12 protein-coding genes are annotated in these 14,410 nt (G+C 74.0%); 4 read left to right on the forward strand and 8 right to left on the reverse strand.

The genetic code is table 11. The features are described 5' to 3' along the window. The first annotated feature begins 11 nt into the window (after nucleotides 1-11). From pnuC to BM237_RS12620, 3 genes are all read left to right on the forward strand, one after another. Nucleotides 12-677 (forward strand): nicotinamide riboside transporter PnuC, encoded by a 666-nt coding sequence (pnuC, locus tag BM237_RS12610; protein ID WP_093849669.1) that lies wholly within the window; start codon nucleotides 12-14, stop codon nucleotides 675-677. Continuing rightward, the gene (locus BM237_RS12615) at nucleotides 674-1,795 is read left to right on the forward strand and encodes an AAA family ATPase (RefSeq protein ID WP_093849670.1); all 1,122 of its coding nucleotides are present in this window, start codon (nucleotides 674-676) and stop codon (nucleotides 1,793-1,795) included. The genes pnuC and BM237_RS12615 overlap by 4 nt, the downstream gene beginning before the upstream one ends. A gap of 193 nt (nucleotides 1,796-1,988) precedes the next feature. Next, complete coding sequence (locus BM237_RS12620; RefSeq protein ID WP_093849671.1) at nucleotides 1,989-4,025, forward strand: N-6 DNA methylase; 2,037 nt, start codon at nucleotides 1,989-1,991, stop codon at nucleotides 4,023-4,025. A gap of 60 nt (nucleotides 4,026-4,085) precedes the next feature. Here the strand turns inward: BM237_RS12620 and BM237_RS12625 are convergent, their stop codons facing one another. The 3 genes from BM237_RS12625 to BM237_RS12635 form a co-directional block, all read right to left on the reverse strand. After that, on the reverse strand, nucleotides 4,086-4,835 hold the full coding sequence (locus BM237_RS12625) for a ThuA domain-containing protein (RefSeq protein WP_093849672.1): 750 nt from the start codon (nucleotides 4,833-4,835) through the stop codon (nucleotides 4,086-4,088). A gap of 83 nt (nucleotides 4,836-4,918) precedes the next feature. Next, nucleotides 4,919-5,938: an L-glyceraldehyde 3-phosphate reductase gene (gene mgrA / locus BM237_RS12630; RefSeq protein WP_093849673.1), complete on the reverse strand. Its 1,020-nt coding sequence runs from the start codon at nucleotides 5,936-5,938 to the stop codon at nucleotides 4,919-4,921. Nucleotides 5,939-6,107: 169 nt separating this feature from the next. Continuing rightward, nucleotides 6,108-7,346: a right-handed parallel beta-helix repeat-containing protein gene (locus BM237_RS12635; RefSeq protein WP_245793577.1), complete on the reverse strand. Its 1,239-nt coding sequence runs from the start codon at nucleotides 7,344-7,346 to the stop codon at nucleotides 6,108-6,110. A gap of 564 nt (nucleotides 7,347-7,910) precedes the next feature. On the opposite strand from BM237_RS12635, the gene BM237_RS12640 reads away from it, so the two are divergent. Beyond that, complete coding sequence (locus BM237_RS12640; RefSeq protein ID WP_093849675.1) at nucleotides 7,911-10,346, forward strand: Clp protease N-terminal domain-containing protein; 2,436 nt, start codon at nucleotides 7,911-7,913, stop codon at nucleotides 10,344-10,346. 68 nt (nucleotides 10,347-10,414) lie between these two features. On the opposite strand, the gene htpG is transcribed toward BM237_RS12640, so the two are convergent. The 5 genes from htpG to BM237_RS12660 all read right to left on the reverse strand — a co-directional run bounded on the left by htpG (nucleotide 10,415) and on the right by BM237_RS12660 (nucleotide 14,343). Further along, a complete protein-coding gene (gene htpG / locus BM237_RS12645) occupies nucleotides 10,415-12,358 on the reverse strand; it encodes a molecular chaperone HtpG (protein WP_093849676.1) in 1,944 nt (647 codons plus the stop codon). Nucleotides 12,359-12,506: 148 nt separating this feature from the next. After that, nucleotides 12,507-13,625, reverse strand: coding sequence for a methyltransferase domain-containing protein (locus BM237_RS12650; protein ID WP_093849764.1), 1,119 nt, complete (start codon nucleotides 13,623-13,625; stop codon nucleotides 12,507-12,509). Nucleotides 13,626-13,741: 116 nt separating this feature from the next. Beyond that, entirely contained in the window at nucleotides 13,742-13,876 is a 135-nt protein-coding gene (locus tag BM237_RS30300) for a hypothetical protein (protein WP_281253922.1), read from the reverse strand. A gap of 72 nt (nucleotides 13,877-13,948) precedes the next feature. Next, nucleotides 13,949-14,143 (reverse strand): hypothetical protein, encoded by a 195-nt coding sequence (locus BM237_RS12655; protein WP_093849677.1) that lies wholly within the window; start codon nucleotides 14,141-14,143, stop codon nucleotides 13,949-13,951. Then, nucleotides 14,140-14,343 (reverse strand): hypothetical protein, encoded by a 204-nt coding sequence (locus BM237_RS12660; protein ID WP_093656222.1) that lies wholly within the window; start codon nucleotides 14,341-14,343, stop codon nucleotides 14,140-14,142. Before BM237_RS12660 ends, BM237_RS12655 begins: the two co-directional genes overlap by 4 nt. Between the last annotated feature and the right edge of the window lie 67 nt (nucleotides 14,344-14,410).

Raw genomic sequence — 14,410 nt, forward strand, 5'->3', positions numbered from 1 at the left:
GAGGTCGCCGCGTGGACACCGTCGCGGACCTGCTCGCTCCCCTCCAGGAGCCCCTCTTCACCCTGCTCGGCAGCCCCGTCAGCTGGGTGGAGGTGCTCGGCTTCGGCAGCGGGGGGCTGTGCGTGTGGCTCGTCGCCCGCCAGCACATCGCCAACTGGCCGATCGGCATCGCCAACAACCTGTTCTTCATCCTCCTGTTCGCCGGCGCCGGGCTGTACGCGGACGCCGGGCTGCAGGTCGTCTACATCGCGCTGGCCCTGTACGGCTGGTGGTCGTGGGTCGCCGGCGGCCCGCGGTCCGCCTCCGGCCGGCTGCCGGTCAGCCGCACCGGCGTCCGCACCTGGTGGGTCCTGGCCTGCGCGACCGCGGCCGCCACCGCCGCGCTGACCGTGCTGCTGGACCGGGCCACCGACTCCACCGTGCCCTTCTGGGACGCCCTGACCACCGCGCTGTCGCTGGCCGCCACCTACGGCCAGTGCCGCAAGAAGGTCGAGTCCTGGTACCTGTGGATCGCCGCCGACGTCGTCTACGTGCCCCTGTACGCCCACAAGGGGCTGTACCTCACCTCGCTGCTCTACCTGGGCTTCATGGCCCTGTGCGTGGCCGGGCTGCTCGGCTGGCGGCGCGAGCTGGCCGACCGCACCGGCCCGGCGGCCCCGGTGGGGGCCGCCGCGTGAGCGGGAGGAGGGACGGGAGACCCGGGCAGTCGGGGAAGGAGTTCGGGCACGGGCTGGTGCTGGGCAAGTTCTACCCGCCGCACGCCGGCCACCACCATCTGGTCCGCACCGCCGCCGCCCGCTGCCGCCGGCTCACCGTGCTGGTGTGCGCCTCCTCCGTGGAGTCGGTGCCGCTGGCCGACCGGGTGGCGTGGATGCGCGAGGAGCACCCCGAGAAGGGCATAGAGGTGATCGGGGCGGTGGACGACGTACCCGTCGACTACTCCGATCCCGCCGTCTGGGACGCCCACATGGCGGTCTTCCGCGCCGCCGTGCCCGGGCCGGTCGACGCGGTCTTCACCTCCGAGGCGTACGGCGCGGAACTGGGCCGCCGCTTCGGCGCGGCGGCCGTCACCGTCGACCCCGGCCGCACCGCGTACCCGGTCTCCGGGACCGCGGTGCGCGAGGACCCCGTCGGCTGCTGGCCGCATCTGGCCGCCCCCGTGCGCGCGGCCCTGGCCCGCCGGGTCGTCGTGCTGGGCGCGGAGTCCACCGGGACCACCACCCTCTCCCGCGCCCTCGCCGAGCACTACCGGTCGCGGGGCGGGGTGTGGGCCGGGACGGGCTGGGTGCCCGAGTACGGGCGGCGGTACAGCGAGGAGAAGTACGCGCGGCTGCGGGCGCGGCGGCCCGGCGCCGAGTTCGGGGACGTCGTCTGGGAGTCGGAGGAGTTCGAGCTGATCGCCGAGCGCCAGCTCGCCGCGGAGGACGCCGCCGCGCGGACCGGCTCCCCCGTGCTCTTCTGCGACACCGACGCCCTGGCCACCACGGTCTGGCACGAGCGCTACACCGGCCGCCGAAGCCCCCGGGTGGAGGCCGTGGCCGCCCGCGGCAGACACCATCTGTGGCTGCTGACCGACCACACCGGCGTGCCCTTCGAGGACGACGGGCTGCGCGACGGGGAGCATCTGCGGGCCTGGATGACCGGCCGCTTCCGCGCCGAGCTGAGCCGCCGCGGCCTGCCCCATCTGGTCGTGGGCGGGCCCCACCGGGAGCGTCTGCGCGCGGCGGTGGCCGCCGTCGACGAACTCCTCGCACGCGGCCGGCACTTCACCGACCCGCTCCCGGAGCGCGGCTGACCCTCCGCCGTGCTCCGGTGCGCCCCTCACCGCCCGTTCCCCACAACCCCGCACCTCGTTCTGTGAACGGTGTCAAACACCGTAGTAACCTGCCCAGTGACACCGATTGTTCGAATCCCGGCGCTCCCATCGGAGCTTTGAATTCGAACAGTCGCCTGTGGCAGCCCCGACCGATCCGACCCCGGAGATCTCGATGCCTTCAACACGCTCAGTGCCGGTCACCCTCGCGGAGATCGCGCGGATCGCCGGGGTGGGGCGGGCGGCCGTCAGCAACTGGCGTCGCCGCCACGACACCTTCCCCGCCCGGATCGGCGGCACCGACGCCAGCCCCCAGTTCTCCCTCGCCGAGATCGAGCAGTGGCTGCGGGACAACGACAAGCTCAAGGAGATCGGGGGGCGCGAGCTGCTCTGGCCCGGTTTCGAGGCCCTCGGCAGCCGGGACGAGACGGGCCTGGCCATCGCCGAGGCCGGACGGCGGATGCTCGGCGGCCAGACCCCCGCGTCCGCCGTGCCCCTGTCCGAGCAGGCCGGGGAACTGGTCGACGAGGCCGTGGCACTGGGACGGCGCGAGGGGGCGCGGGAGGTCTTCGAGTTCCTGTTGCAGCGCTGGCTGGACGCCCATGTCCGCCAGATCAGCGCCAGCCCCCGGCCCCTGGCGGACCTGATGGCCGAGGTCGCCCTGGCGGCGCGTCCGTCCCCGGCCGGGGACGGCGGGGCGACCGTGCTCGACCCGGCCTGCGGCGCGGGCCATCTGCTGGACGCCGCCGCACGGGCCGAGGCGGGCGCGGGGGCGGCACGCGTCACCCTGCTGGGGTGCGACAGCGACCCGGCGCTGGCCGCCCTGGCCGCCGCGCGGCTGGCGTTCGTCACCGACGAGGCGGGCGGGGTGCGGGTGACAGCGGACGTACGGGAGGGCGACTCCCTGCGCGCCGACCCGCACGAGCGGGCCGCCGCGGACGTCGTCCTGTGCAACCCGCCCTTCAACGAACGCGACTGGGGCTACGAGGAGCTGTCCACCGACCGGCGCTGGGTGCACGGCCTGCCGCCGCGCACCGAGTCCGAGCTCGCCTGGGTGCAGCACGCCCTGGCCCGGCTGCGGCCGGGCGGCACCGCCGTGCTGCTGCTGCCGCCCGCCGTCGCCTCCCGCCGGGCCGGCCGCAGGATCCGCGGCGCACTGCTGCGCGCCGGACTGCTGCGCACCGTCATCGCCCTGCCCCCCGGCTGCGCGCAGCCGCACAGCGTCTCACTGCACCTGTGGCTGCTGCGCGCCCCCGAGGGCGCCGGGCCCGCCGAGGACAACGGGGTCCTGCTCGCCGACGCGGCGGCCTCCCAGCGGGCGGCGGCCTCCCGCGAGGGCGGGGTGGACTGGGACGCGCTGGGCGAGTTCGTACGGACCTCGGTGCGCGCCTACGACAGCGGGGCGGCCGAACTGCCGGACTGCTCCCGGCGCATGGCCGTCATCGAGCTGCTGGACGACGAGGTCGACCTCACCCCCGGGCGCCACGTCTCCCCCGCCCCCGGCGGCGACGAACTCGATCTGGCCGGCGCCTGGAGCGGCTTCGGCGAGGCTCTGGACGGACTGCGCGCCGCGGGACGGGCGCTGTCCGCCCTGGAGACGGCCGGGGACGGCGGGGGCTCGCAGCCCAGGACAACCGTGGGCGACCTGGCCCGGGCCGGGGCGCTCACCCTGCGCGGCGGCCAGCAGCCGCCGGACGGGACGGTCCGCGGCGGCGAGGCGGGCGAGGACGGTCTGCCCCTGCTGACCGTGCCGGACCTGCTCCAGGGCAGCGGGCCGACGGGCTGGCTGCACACCTCGGACGTCTCCGACCGCGGGATGCTGGTGGCCAGGCCCGGCGACGTGGTGGTGGCCGGGGTGATCCGCGCCTTCGCCGCCTGGGTGCACCAGGGCCCGCCCACCGTACTCGGCGCCCAGTTGTACGCACTGCGCGTGGACCCGGAGAAGATGGACGCCTGGTTCCTCGCGGGCTGTCTGCGCGCACCCTCCAACGGCCGCCAGGCGGGCACCCACGCCTCCAGCGCCTCACGGGTGGACGTGCGCAGGCTCCAGGTCCTCCAGCTCCCGCTGGCCGAGCAGTCGCGCTACAGCGAGGCGTTCCGGCGGCTGACCGAGTTCGAGGAGTACCGCGGGCGCCTGGACGAGCTGGCCTCGCGCCTGTCGCGCGACATCAGCGACGGCCTGGCGACGGGCCGGCTGTCGGCCGGGCACTGAGGCCCGGGCCGGGGGCGGGGTGCGGGAGCGGGCACGCCGTGGCCCGCACCCCACCGCCCCTCACCGCTCGTACCAGCCCCTCTCGCGCGGTCGCGACGTCCAGGGCACCGGCCCCCTCACCGGTTCGGCGGGCCCGGCCGGTCCCGCCGGACCGGCCGCCCAGAAGGCCGCGTTGGCCAGGACGGTGCGGACGTCCTCGCGGCGGTAGACCGGGTACCCCTCGTGGCCCGGGCTGAAGTAGAAGACCCTGCCGAGCCCCCGGCGCCAGGCCATCCCGCTGCGGAAGACCTCCCCGCCCGCGAAGGAGGAGACGAAGACCAGTTCGTCGGGGGCGGGCACGTCGAACGGCTCGGCGTACATCTCCTGTTCGCCGATGACCATCGGCCGCGGCACCCCGGCGGCCACCGGATGCGTGACGTCGACCGTCCACACCACCTCGCGGTCGCCGTGGCGCCAGCCGGAGATCCGGCCACTGGTGCCCGTCAGAGCGCGAAAGACCTTCGACTCCGCGCTGGAGTGGAGGGCGACCAGCCCCATGCCCCCCAGCACCCGGGCCTGCACCCGTGCCACGACCCCGTCGTCCACCTCGCCGTGCCGCTGGTGGCCCCACCAGAACAAAACGTCGGTCTCGTCCAGCGCCGTGCCGCCGAGCCCGTGCTCCTCCTCGTCCATGGTGGCCGTGCGCACGCGCAACTCGCCGTGGGGTGCGAGGGCGCCGGCGATGGCGTTGTGCATTCCCTCCGGGTAGACGGCGGCGATCTCCGCGTCGTCCGGCCCGCATTCGGTCCACACCGTCACGGAGATGGCCATGCCCCGCTCCTCTCCCGGGCTCCGGACTCCCGGGCCCCGGACCACGGACTTCCGGGAGCCCGGGTTTCCCGGGGCGGCCCGGCCTAACCGGCCCGACCTGCCTGACCGGCCCGGCGGGCGAGGTGGCCCTCGATCTCGGCGAGTTCGTCGTCGGTGAAGTCGAGGTTGCCGGCGGCCGCGACATTGTCCTCCAGCTGCTTCACGCTGCTGGCCCCGACGAGCGCGGAGGTCACGCGCCCGCCGCGCAGGATCCAGGCGATGGCGGTCTGTGCCAGGGTCTGGCCGCGCCGCCGCGCGATGGAGTCGAGCGCGCGGACCGTGGTCAGGGTCTCCTCGGTGATGCCCTCGGCGGTCAGGAACGGGCTGGCGCCCGCGGCCCGGGATCCGGCGGGGATGCCGGACAGGTAGCGGTCGGTGAGCAGTCCCTGGGCCAGCGGGGAGAAGGCGATCGAGCCGGCGCCCACCTCGTCGAGGACGTCGAGCAGGCCGTCCTCGACCCAGCGGTTGAACATCGAGTACGAGGGCTGGTGGATCAGCAGCGGAGTGCCCAGGTCGGCCAGGATGCGGGCGGCCTCGCGGGTCTGCTCGGGACTGTAGTTGGAGATGCCCACATACAGCGCCTTGCCCTGCCGGACGGCGGTGTCCAGCGCCCCCATGGTCTCCTCCAGGGGCGTGTCGGGGTCGTAGCGGTGGGAGTAGAAGACGTCGACGTAGTCCAGGCCCATACGGCTCAGGCTCTGGTCCAGGCTGGCCAGCAGGTACTTGCGCGAGCCCCACTCGCCGTAGGGGCCGGGCCACATGTCGTAGCCCGCCTTGGTGGAGATCACCAGCTCGTCGCGGTAGGGGCGGAAGTCGCGGGCGAGGTGGCGGCCGAAGCCCGCCTCGGCCGCTCCGGGGGGCGGGCCGTAGTTGTTGGCCAGGTCGAAGTGGGTGACGCCCAGGTCGAAGGCGCGGCGCAGGATCGCCTGCTGGGTCTGAAGCGGCTTGTCGTCGCCGAAGTTGTGCCACAGGCCGAGCGAGATCGCCGGCAGTTTCAGCCCGCTGCGTCCGACACGTCGGTAGGGCATGGTGTCGTAGCGCGTGTCCGCGGCGGTGTGGGTCACGGTGCTCCTCTGCGGTGTGGGCGGGGCCGGCGGCTCGGAGATCGCAACGCTACACCGCGCCGCGGCAGCGCCGGACGGCCGCTCGTACCGCGTGGACGGCCGGCGCGTCCTCCCGCCCCGGAGGCGGGGCGGGAGGACGCGTACGGTGCTTTCCGCGGGGACCGTCCGCTCAGCAGGTGTTACGGCTGGTGTTGTTCAGGGTGAGGTTGCGGTAGGTGATGTTCGTGCCGCAGGGGCTCTCCCTGAGCGAGGTGTTGCTCAGCGTCAGGTTCTGCAGGGTGATGTCCCGGTTGCCCGGGAACTCGCTGCGGGCCGCCAGCCTGACCTCCCCGCCGCCGCTGACCGTGCCGCCCTGGGAGGCGATGGTGACGTTGTAGCAGTTCTCGATCAGGATGGCGTTGTTGCCGGTGTTGGTCAGCGTCACCCGGTCGATGACGGCGCCGCCGCTCTCGGAGACGCAGAAGACCCCGCGCCCGCCGCCGCGGGCGATGACCTCGCCGACGCGGATGTTGGTCGGATAGCCGCCGCCGATCCGGCCGTTGCGGTTGGCCATCCGGAACGCCGCGTAGCCGGTGCCGGTGGCGGTGTTGTCGGCGTCGACCTTCCCCACCGTGGCGTTGATCGTGTCGTTGAGCAGCAGTCCGGAGTAGCCGACGTCGCGGGCGGTCACCGTCCCGATCGTCAGCCCGTCCACCCCGTAGGTCTCCACGCCGTGGTTGCTCGTGCCCGAGACGTAGACGTCGTCGATGCGGATGTTGCGCGAGCGCGACGAGCGGTCGCCGTGGTTGTCGATCCGGATGCCCAGACCGCCGGAGAGGCGCATGTCGATCCGGCCGAGCACCACGTTGCTGACGTTGCGCATGAAGATGCCGTACAGCGGGCGGCCGGTGACGGTCAGATGACCGACCTCGACGTTCGTCGTGCCGCGGGAGTAGATCGGTGCCTGGTCTCCGGAGCCGGAGCCGGTGACGTCGATGGTGCCGCACACGTCGATGGCGGTGTTGCTCGGCAGCGACACCCTGGTCCCGGCGCTGATCGAGCCCGAACCCCGCACCACCACGCGTTCCTTGTAGGAGCGGTTGGGTGTCAGGCTGCCGATCGCTGCCTGCATCGCGTCGCGCATGCTGCCGCCGGTGTAGACGGTGCCGCCGCCCCGGCGCGCGGTCCAGGTGCTCCCGCTCTTCACGGCCTCGGCCTGGTACGAACCCTCGCCGCAGGCGGCCGCGGCCGGCGCCGCCTGCCCCTTCTGTGCCTCCTGCGCCGCCCGCGCGGAACGGTCGGCCCCGGCCCGGGGCTCCGTGGCCCCGGCCGTGGTCGCCACCGTCGCCAGCATGGCCGCCGTCAGAGCGCCCGCCGCGACCGCGGCGAGCCTGCGCCTCCTGGCGGAGGATGCGACTCCGCTTCTCATCGTGGACTCCTTTTCGTGGGGGGACGCCCACCGCACACGGCGCGGGGCCGCTCGCGTCGGGCCGGGCCGAAAGGGGGCCGCCCGGGAGGGGGGATTTCGCGAGAAAAGTGCAGTAAGCGCTTTCTGAGTCCGTTAGTATTGCAACGTTTCATTCAGAGGGTCAAGAGGCGTGCGACCGCCCCCGAGAACAGCCGAACCGCGGCCTTCCTCTCGGAACGCACCGCCAAAGCCTCCCGCAGACCACCACTGACCTGCGGGTTTTCACACCCTTTGACCGACCCCCGCCCCCGGGATTCCTTTTCCGCGGAACGTCCGCACCGAATAGCGGGCGCTTTCGGAAACCCGGAACGGGCATATTCCCCGCCGCTCCGCCGCGTGCGCGGTGGACCGGCCCGGACGGCTCCCGTCCCGGGAAACCGGCGTACGGGAGACCCCGGCCGCAACGCGCCGAGTCGCGGAACCCCCCACGCCGGATCAGACTTGGCCGAGGCCAAACCCGTGCCTCCCCGGCCCGGACCCGGCCCTGCCCCTGCTCCCGACCCCGGCACTGCCCAGGTGATCTCCATGCCGATGCCCGTGTTCGGACCGCAGGACCCGTTCGCCGAACCGCTCAACCGCCTCCTCGGCGCCGGCCTCCGGGCCCCGGAGCCCGCCGGGCAGCTCCCGGACGGGTCCGCCCGGGAGCTGCTGTCCCTGGCCGCCGGGCGGGCGGCCGGGGACGGCGGCGAACTGGACACCGGCCATCTGCTGTGGGCCGCCACCCGGACGGGCCCCTCGCGCCGCGTTCTGGAGGACGCTGGGGCGAGTCCGGACCGGCTCGCCGCCGACCTGCTCCCGGCCCTCGCCAGGAGCACCGGCGGCGCCGGATCCTCCCTGACGCCCGCGGCCGAACGCGCCCTGCTGGCGGCCCGTGCGGGCGCCCGCGCCGCCGGCGCGTCCCGCTTCGGCCCCGAGCACGTCCTGGCCGCCCTGCTGGACGATCCCCGCAGCGGTGCGGGCCGGGCGCTGCGCGCCGCGGGCGCCGCCCCCGAGCCGGTACGCGGGGCCGCCTCCCGACCGTCCGGCCCATCCGGTCCGTCCGGCCCATCCGGCTCCACCCCCGTGCTGGACCGCTACGGCCGCGATCTGACCGCGCACGCCCGTGAGGGCCGGCTGGATCCGGTGGTGGGACGCGCGGAGGAGATCGACCAGACCATCGAGGTGCTCTCCCGCCGCACCCGGAACAACCCCGCCCTGATCGGTGAGCCGGGCGTCGGCAAGACCGTGGTCGTCGAGGGCCTGGCCCGGCGGATCGCGGCCGGTCAGGTGCCGCCGGAGCTGCGGGGCCGCCGGATCGTCGGCCTTGACCTGGCCACGCTGGTGGCCGGCGCCCGCTACCGGGAGGAGGTCGAGGAGCGGCTGCGCGCGATCGTTGAGGAAGTCGCCTCCGACGACCGGATCGTCCTCTTCCTCGACGAGCTGCACACCCTCGTCGGCGCGGGCGCGGGCGCCGACGGCTTCCCCGACCTCGGCGGCGTGCTGCGGGCCGCGCTCGCCCGCGGCGGGCTGCGCGTCGTGGGCGCCACCACCATCGACGAGTACCGCCGCCATGTGGAGCGGGACATCGCCCTGCACCACCGCTTCCAGCCGGTGCTGGTGCCCGAGCCCACCGTCGAGGAGACCGTGCGCATCCTGGAGGGCCTGCGCGGCTCCTACGAGGCCCACCACCAGGTCCGCTTCTCCGACGAGGCGCTGCGCGCCGCCGCCGAGCTCTCCGCCCGCCATCTGACCGAGAGCTTCCTGCCCACCAAGGCCGTCTCCCTGCTCGACCAGGCCGGCGCCCGGGCGCGGCTGCGCGGTCTCGGCCGCAGCGGTGAGGTCGCACAGGTCGAGGACCGCCGCGACCGGCTGCGGCGCGAACTCGACCAGGCCCTGGCCCGGGAGGACCTGGAGCGGGCCGCGACGCTGCGCGCGGGCATGCGGGAGCTGGAGCTGGAGCGGGCCGCCGTCGCCGAGAAGCGCGAGAGCGCCGCCCGGGTGACCGTGGAGGACGTCGCCGGCGCCGTCTCCCGGCGCACCGGCATCCCCGCCGACCGGCTGGCCCGCGACGAGCGCGAGCATCTGCGGCATCTGGAGGAGAGGCTGCGCGAGCGGGTGACCGGCCAGGACGAGGCCGTCTCGGCTGTGGCGCGGGCGGTACGGCGGGCGCGGGCGGGGATGAGCGCCCCCGGGCGGCCCGCCGCGGTCCTGCTGTTCGCCGGGCCGCCCGGGGTGGGCAAGACCGAGCTGGCCAGGGCCCTGGCCGCCGAACTCCTCGGTGACGCGGGCCGCCTGGTGCGCTTCGGCACGGGCGCCCTGCGGGAGGGGCGCCGGGAGGCGGTACGGCTGGAGGAGGCGGTACGGCGCGGGCCGAGCTCCGTCGTCCTGCTCGACGGGATCGACCGGGCCCACCCGGATGTCCTCGACTCGCTGACGCGGCTGCTGGAGGGCGCCCGGCCGGCCGGTGCCCGGGGACCGGCCGCCGGCTCCGGCTCCGGCTCCGGCTCCGGCTCCGGCTCCGGCTCCGGCGGGACGGTGGTCGCCCTGACCGTCACCGTCGACCCGCGCAGGGTGCTGGCCCACTCCGGCGACCCCGGCACGCTCCGCGAGGAGACCCTGGCGCATCTGCGCGACCGGGTACGGCCGGAGTTGCTGGAGCTGGTCGACGAGACCGTCTTCTTCCGCCCCCTGACCCGCGAGGACCTGCTGCGCGTCGTCGGGCTGCTGCTGGAGGGCAGCCGCCGGCTGCTGGGGGCCCAGGGCATCGGTCTGGAGGTCGACCTCAGCGCCCGCGAGTGGCTGATCAACCAGGGCTACCAGCCCGACTCCGGCGCCCACCCGCTGCGCCGCACCGTCCGCACCCATCTGGACGACCGCCTCGCCGACCTGATCCTCGACGGCGCCCTGCGCGCGGGCGACACGGTGCTGGTGGGCATCGACGAACACGGCCCGACCTTCGAGGTCGCCGGCCGGCGCAGGTGAGGGCGCCGTGGCCGGGGAACGGCGTGAGGCCGCCGCCCCGGCCGCGGCGCCGGGCCGTCAGCGGCCGGTCACAGGGAGCGCTCCAGGCGCTCGGCCATCAGCCGGGTGAAGCGGGCCGGGTCGCCGGGCATGCCGCCCTCCGCCAGCAGCGCCATGCCGTGGACGAGCTCGGCCATGCCCTCCAGGTCCGGCGCGGAGGCGTTCTCCGCGTGCGCCTCGCGCAGACCGGTGATCAGCGGGTGGCCGGGGTTGATCTCCAGGATGCGCTTGCTCTCGGGCACCTCCTGGCCCATGGCACGGAACATGCTGCGCAGGCCGGGCGTCATGTCGTCGGTGTCCGAGACGACGCAGGCGGGCGAGACGGTCAGCCGGGAGGACAGCCGCACCTCCTTGACCTCGTCGCCGAGCCGTTCGGTCATCCACTCCAGCAGCCCGGCGTACTCCTCGCGCTGCCGCTCCCGCTCCGCCTCGGCCCGCTCCTTGTCCTCCTCGGTGCCGAGCTCGGCCTCGCCCTTGGCGATGGAGAGCAGCTTCTTCCCCTGGAAGTCGGGCACCGCGTCGACCCACACCTCGTCGACCGGGTCGGTCAGGACGAGCACCTCCAGCCCCTTGTCCCGGAAGGCCTCCATGTGCGGCGAGCTCTCCACCGCGCTCCGGGACGGGCCGGTGAGGTAGTAGATGTGCTCCTGGCCCTCCTTCATCCGCTCCGCGTACTCCGCCAGCGTCGTCGTCCCCTCCGCGTCGTGGGTGGAGTCGAAGGAGCAGGCCGCCAGGATCGCGTCGCGGTTGTCGGGGTCGTTGATCAGACCCTCCTTGACGACCGCGCCGAACTCCCGCCAGAAGTCCGCGTACTTCTCCGGCCTGGCCTTCCTCATCTCCTTGAGGGTGGACAGCACCTTCTTCGCCAGCCGCCGGCGCATCAGCTGGATGTGGCGGTCCTGCTGGAGGATCTCGCGGGAGATGTTGAGCGAGAGGTCCTGGGCGTCGACCACGCCCTTGACGAAGCGCAGGTAGGCCGGGACCAGCTCCTCGCACTCCTCCATGATCAGGACGCGCTTGACGTAGAGCTGCACGCCCCGCCTGTCCTGGGAGAGGACGCCCTGCGGCGGCCGCGCGGGCAGGAAGAGCAGCGCCTGGTACTCGAAGGTGCCCTCCGCCTGGACGCGGATGGTCTCCAGCGGGTCGGTCCAGTCGTGGCTGATGTGTTTGTAGAGCTCGTGGTACTCCTCGTCGGAGACCTCACTGCGGGGCCGGGCCCACAGTGCCTTGCGGGAGTTGATCGCCTCCGGCTCCGGCTTCCCGCCGTCCCCGTCCTCCGCGTCCTTCTCCGCCCCTTCGGCGCCCGCCTCGACCAGACGGATGGGCCAGGTGATGAAGTCGGAGTAGCGCTTGACGATCTCCCGGATCTTCCAGGGGGCCGTGTAGTCGAAGAGGCGGTCGTCGGCGTCCTCGGGCTTGAGCTTCAGGATGACCGAGGTGCCCTGGGGCGCGTCGCCGACCGTCTCGATCGTGTAGGTGCCCTCGCCGGTGGACGTCCAGCGGGTGCCCGAGGACTCCCCGGCGCGGCGGGTCAGCAGCGTGACCTCGTCGGCCACCATGAAGGCGGAGTAGAAGCCGACGCCGAACTGCCCGATCAGCGCCTCCGCCGAAGCCGGGTCACCCGCTTCCCCGGCCTTCTGTGCCTCCTCCAGCTTGCGGACGAACTCCGCGGTGCCGGACTTGGCGATCGTCCCGATCAGCCCCACGACCTCCTCGCGCGACATCCCGATGCCGTTGTCGCGCACGGTCAGCGTGCGGGCGTCCTTGTCGGTCTCGATCTCGATGTGCAGGTCGGAGACATCGGCCCCCAGCGAGTCGTCGCGCAGTGCCTCGATGCGGAGCTTGTCGAGCGCGTCGGAGGAGTTGGAGACCAGCTCCCTCAGGAACACGTCCTTGTTCGAGTAGATCGAGTGAACCATCATCCGCAGGAGGCGGCTGGCCTCCACCTGGAACTCGAACGTCTCGGCCGTCATCGTCGTGGATTCCCCCACCAGTCGTCGTCCGTGCCCGGCAGGCCCCCGCGCCGCCGGGCGGCGCGGGGGCCTGCCGGGAATGCCTTTCCCCGCGATGTTATGCCGGACGGGCCTCCGTCCCGCCGCGCACACCCGGGTTACGGCCGGTTCACACCGGCCAGGAGTCGGCCGGGTCGTCCAGCCAGGCCCGCCGCCCCCGCGGCGTGACGGTCAGGCCGAACCGCTCGTACCCCGGCCTGCCCCGCTCCTGCCACCAGCGGTGGGCTGCCTCGACCTCGTCCCACAGCCGGCGGGGCCCGGACTGCCATACACGCGCGCTCTGCCCGTCGCGGAACATCGCGCAGGCCCAGGAGCGGTCGGTCAGCCCGTACCACCACACCGGCCGGGCCCCGTCGCGCTTGTCGGCGACGACGCACCGGCAGTCCGGCACCCGGAGCCCGAGCGCGAAGCGCACCGGCTCGAACCGCTCCCCGGTGAACTGCCCCTCCGGCAGCACGGTGGACGACTCCTCGCCGTCGGCCACGCCACCCGTGACGTACTCGGAGTGGACCGGGAACGGCGGGCGCTGGGAGCGCAGCTTCATGAACTCCACCGGCCCGGTGAAGGGGCCCGACGCGCTCTCCCCGTCGCGGGAGACGGTCAGCCGGACGACGGCGTCGCCGTTGCCGTAGTGCGTCCCCCACGGGGCGACGATCAGGCCGCCGGGACGGCACTGCTCCACCCAGGCGCGGGGGACGGACCGCAGCCCGCACGTGGCGATGATCCGGTCGTAAGGAGCTCCGTCGGGAAACCCCCGCGAACCGTCGCCGTGGACGACGCGGACGGGCAGGCCGAAGATCTCCAGCGCCCTGCGGGCGGCGGCGGCCACCGCCTCGTCCACCTCCACCGTCACCACGTTCACCGTGCCGAGGCGGTGGGCCAGGAGCGCCGCGTTCCAGCCCGTGCCCGCGCCGATCTCCAGCACCCGGTGGCCCGGCCGCACCTCCAGGTCCCGGAGCATCCGGAAGACCACCGACGGCATGGACGCCGAGGAGGTGGGCTCCCGCCCCGGCTCCGTGCCGGTGTGCCGGCCGTCGTCCCACTGGGTGACGACGGGTACGTCGGCGTCGGCGTACCGGGCCCAGGCGTCCGGGTCCTGTGCCATCGACACGGCGACGCTGCGGCCCGCTTCCATGTCGTAGGGCCAGATCAGCTCCGGCAGGAACGCCGACCTGGGCACGGCAGCGAAGGCCGGCGTCCAGTCCGAGGAGAGGACGCCGCCCGCCATGAGGGCGCGTGCCAACTCCAGGCGGCCGGGGCGCTGCCCGGCCGTGCCGGTGCTTTCCGCGTCCCCCGCGTTCTGCGCGTTCTGCGCGTTCTGCGCGCTTTCGGTGTGCTCGGTGCTCATCGGCCGGTGACCGCCTTGGGCGGGTTGGGGACGCCGGGGCCGCCGTCCGGGGTGGGCGGCTGGTGCGGGCCGGGGTACGGCTCCCCCGGCAGCTTGTCGCCACCGCCGTCGTGCCACGTCTGGTTCGTCATGTTCTCTCTCCTCGCTGTCATGTGCTTCCGGACCCGGCCCCGAGGGAGGCCGGGGGTCTATCGGGCGGGGATCTATCGGGCGGGAGCGCGGTCCCGTTGCCGCAGGGCCTCCCGCACCAGGGCGTTGAGCGTCTGCACGCAGTCCTCACAGGCGTACAACTCGGCCTGCTGCCCCTCGGTCCGCACCGGCCCGAACCACACCACCGGCACCTGCGGCCGGAGGCAGTAGAGCCGGCACCGCCCGGTGGTCCAGGTGCGGGGCCTCACCGGCAGCGCTGCTCGCTGTGCCGGTTCGCCGCCCGCACCCCCGCGCTCAACTGCTCCTCGGGCGTGGGAAGTCGGGTGTTCTCCGGCAGGCACTCCCACTCCCGGCCGCCGCCGGGCGGGCGGAGGAAGTACCGTCCGCCGCTCCTGCCCATCAGCTCGCCGATCCGGTCGCGCGTGGTGTCCACGAGGTACGTCGCCATGCCTGCTCCTGTGCTGTGCGTGGTGGCTTTCCGTATCCACCCACTCACAGAATGCTGCCGCGGCGGT

The sequence above is a fragment of the Streptomyces mangrovi genome (genome assembly GCF_900114215.1).
GTDB lineage: Bacteria > Actinomycetota > Actinomycetes > Streptomycetales > Streptomycetaceae > Streptomyces > Streptomyces barkulensis.

Excerpts from the sequence above, each read along its gene's own strand:
- BM237_RS12620 (WP_093849671.1), top strand. The coding sequence starts at position 1,989 with ATGCCTTCAACACGCTCAGTGCCGGTCACCCTCGCGGAGATCGCGCGG.
- BM237_RS12625 (WP_093849672.1), bottom strand. The coding sequence starts at position 4,835 with ATGGCCATCTCCGTGACGGTGTGGACCGAATGCGGGCCGGACGACGCG.
- BM237_RS12635 (WP_245793577.1), bottom strand. The coding sequence starts at position 7,346 with ATGAGAAGCGGAGTCGCATCCTCCGCCAGGAGGCGCAGGCTCGCCGCG.
- BM237_RS12640 (WP_093849675.1), top strand. The coding sequence starts at position 7,911 with ATGCCGATGCCCGTGTTCGGACCGCAGGACCCGTTCGCCGAACCGCTC.
- htpG (WP_093849676.1), bottom strand. The coding sequence starts at position 12,358 with ATGACGGCCGAGACGTTCGAGTTCCAGGTGGAGGCCAGCCGCCTCCTG.
- BM237_RS12650 (WP_093849764.1), bottom strand. The coding sequence starts at position 13,625 with ATGGCGGGCGGCGTCCTCTCCTCGGACTGGACGCCGGCCTTCGCTGCC.
- BM237_RS30300 (WP_281253922.1), bottom strand. The coding sequence starts at position 13,876 with ATGACGAACCAGACGTGGCACGACGGCGGTGGCGACAAGCTGCCGGGG.
- BM237_RS12660 (WP_093656222.1), bottom strand. The coding sequence starts at position 14,343 with ATGGCGACGTACCTCGTGGACACCACGCGCGACCGGATCGGCGAGCTG.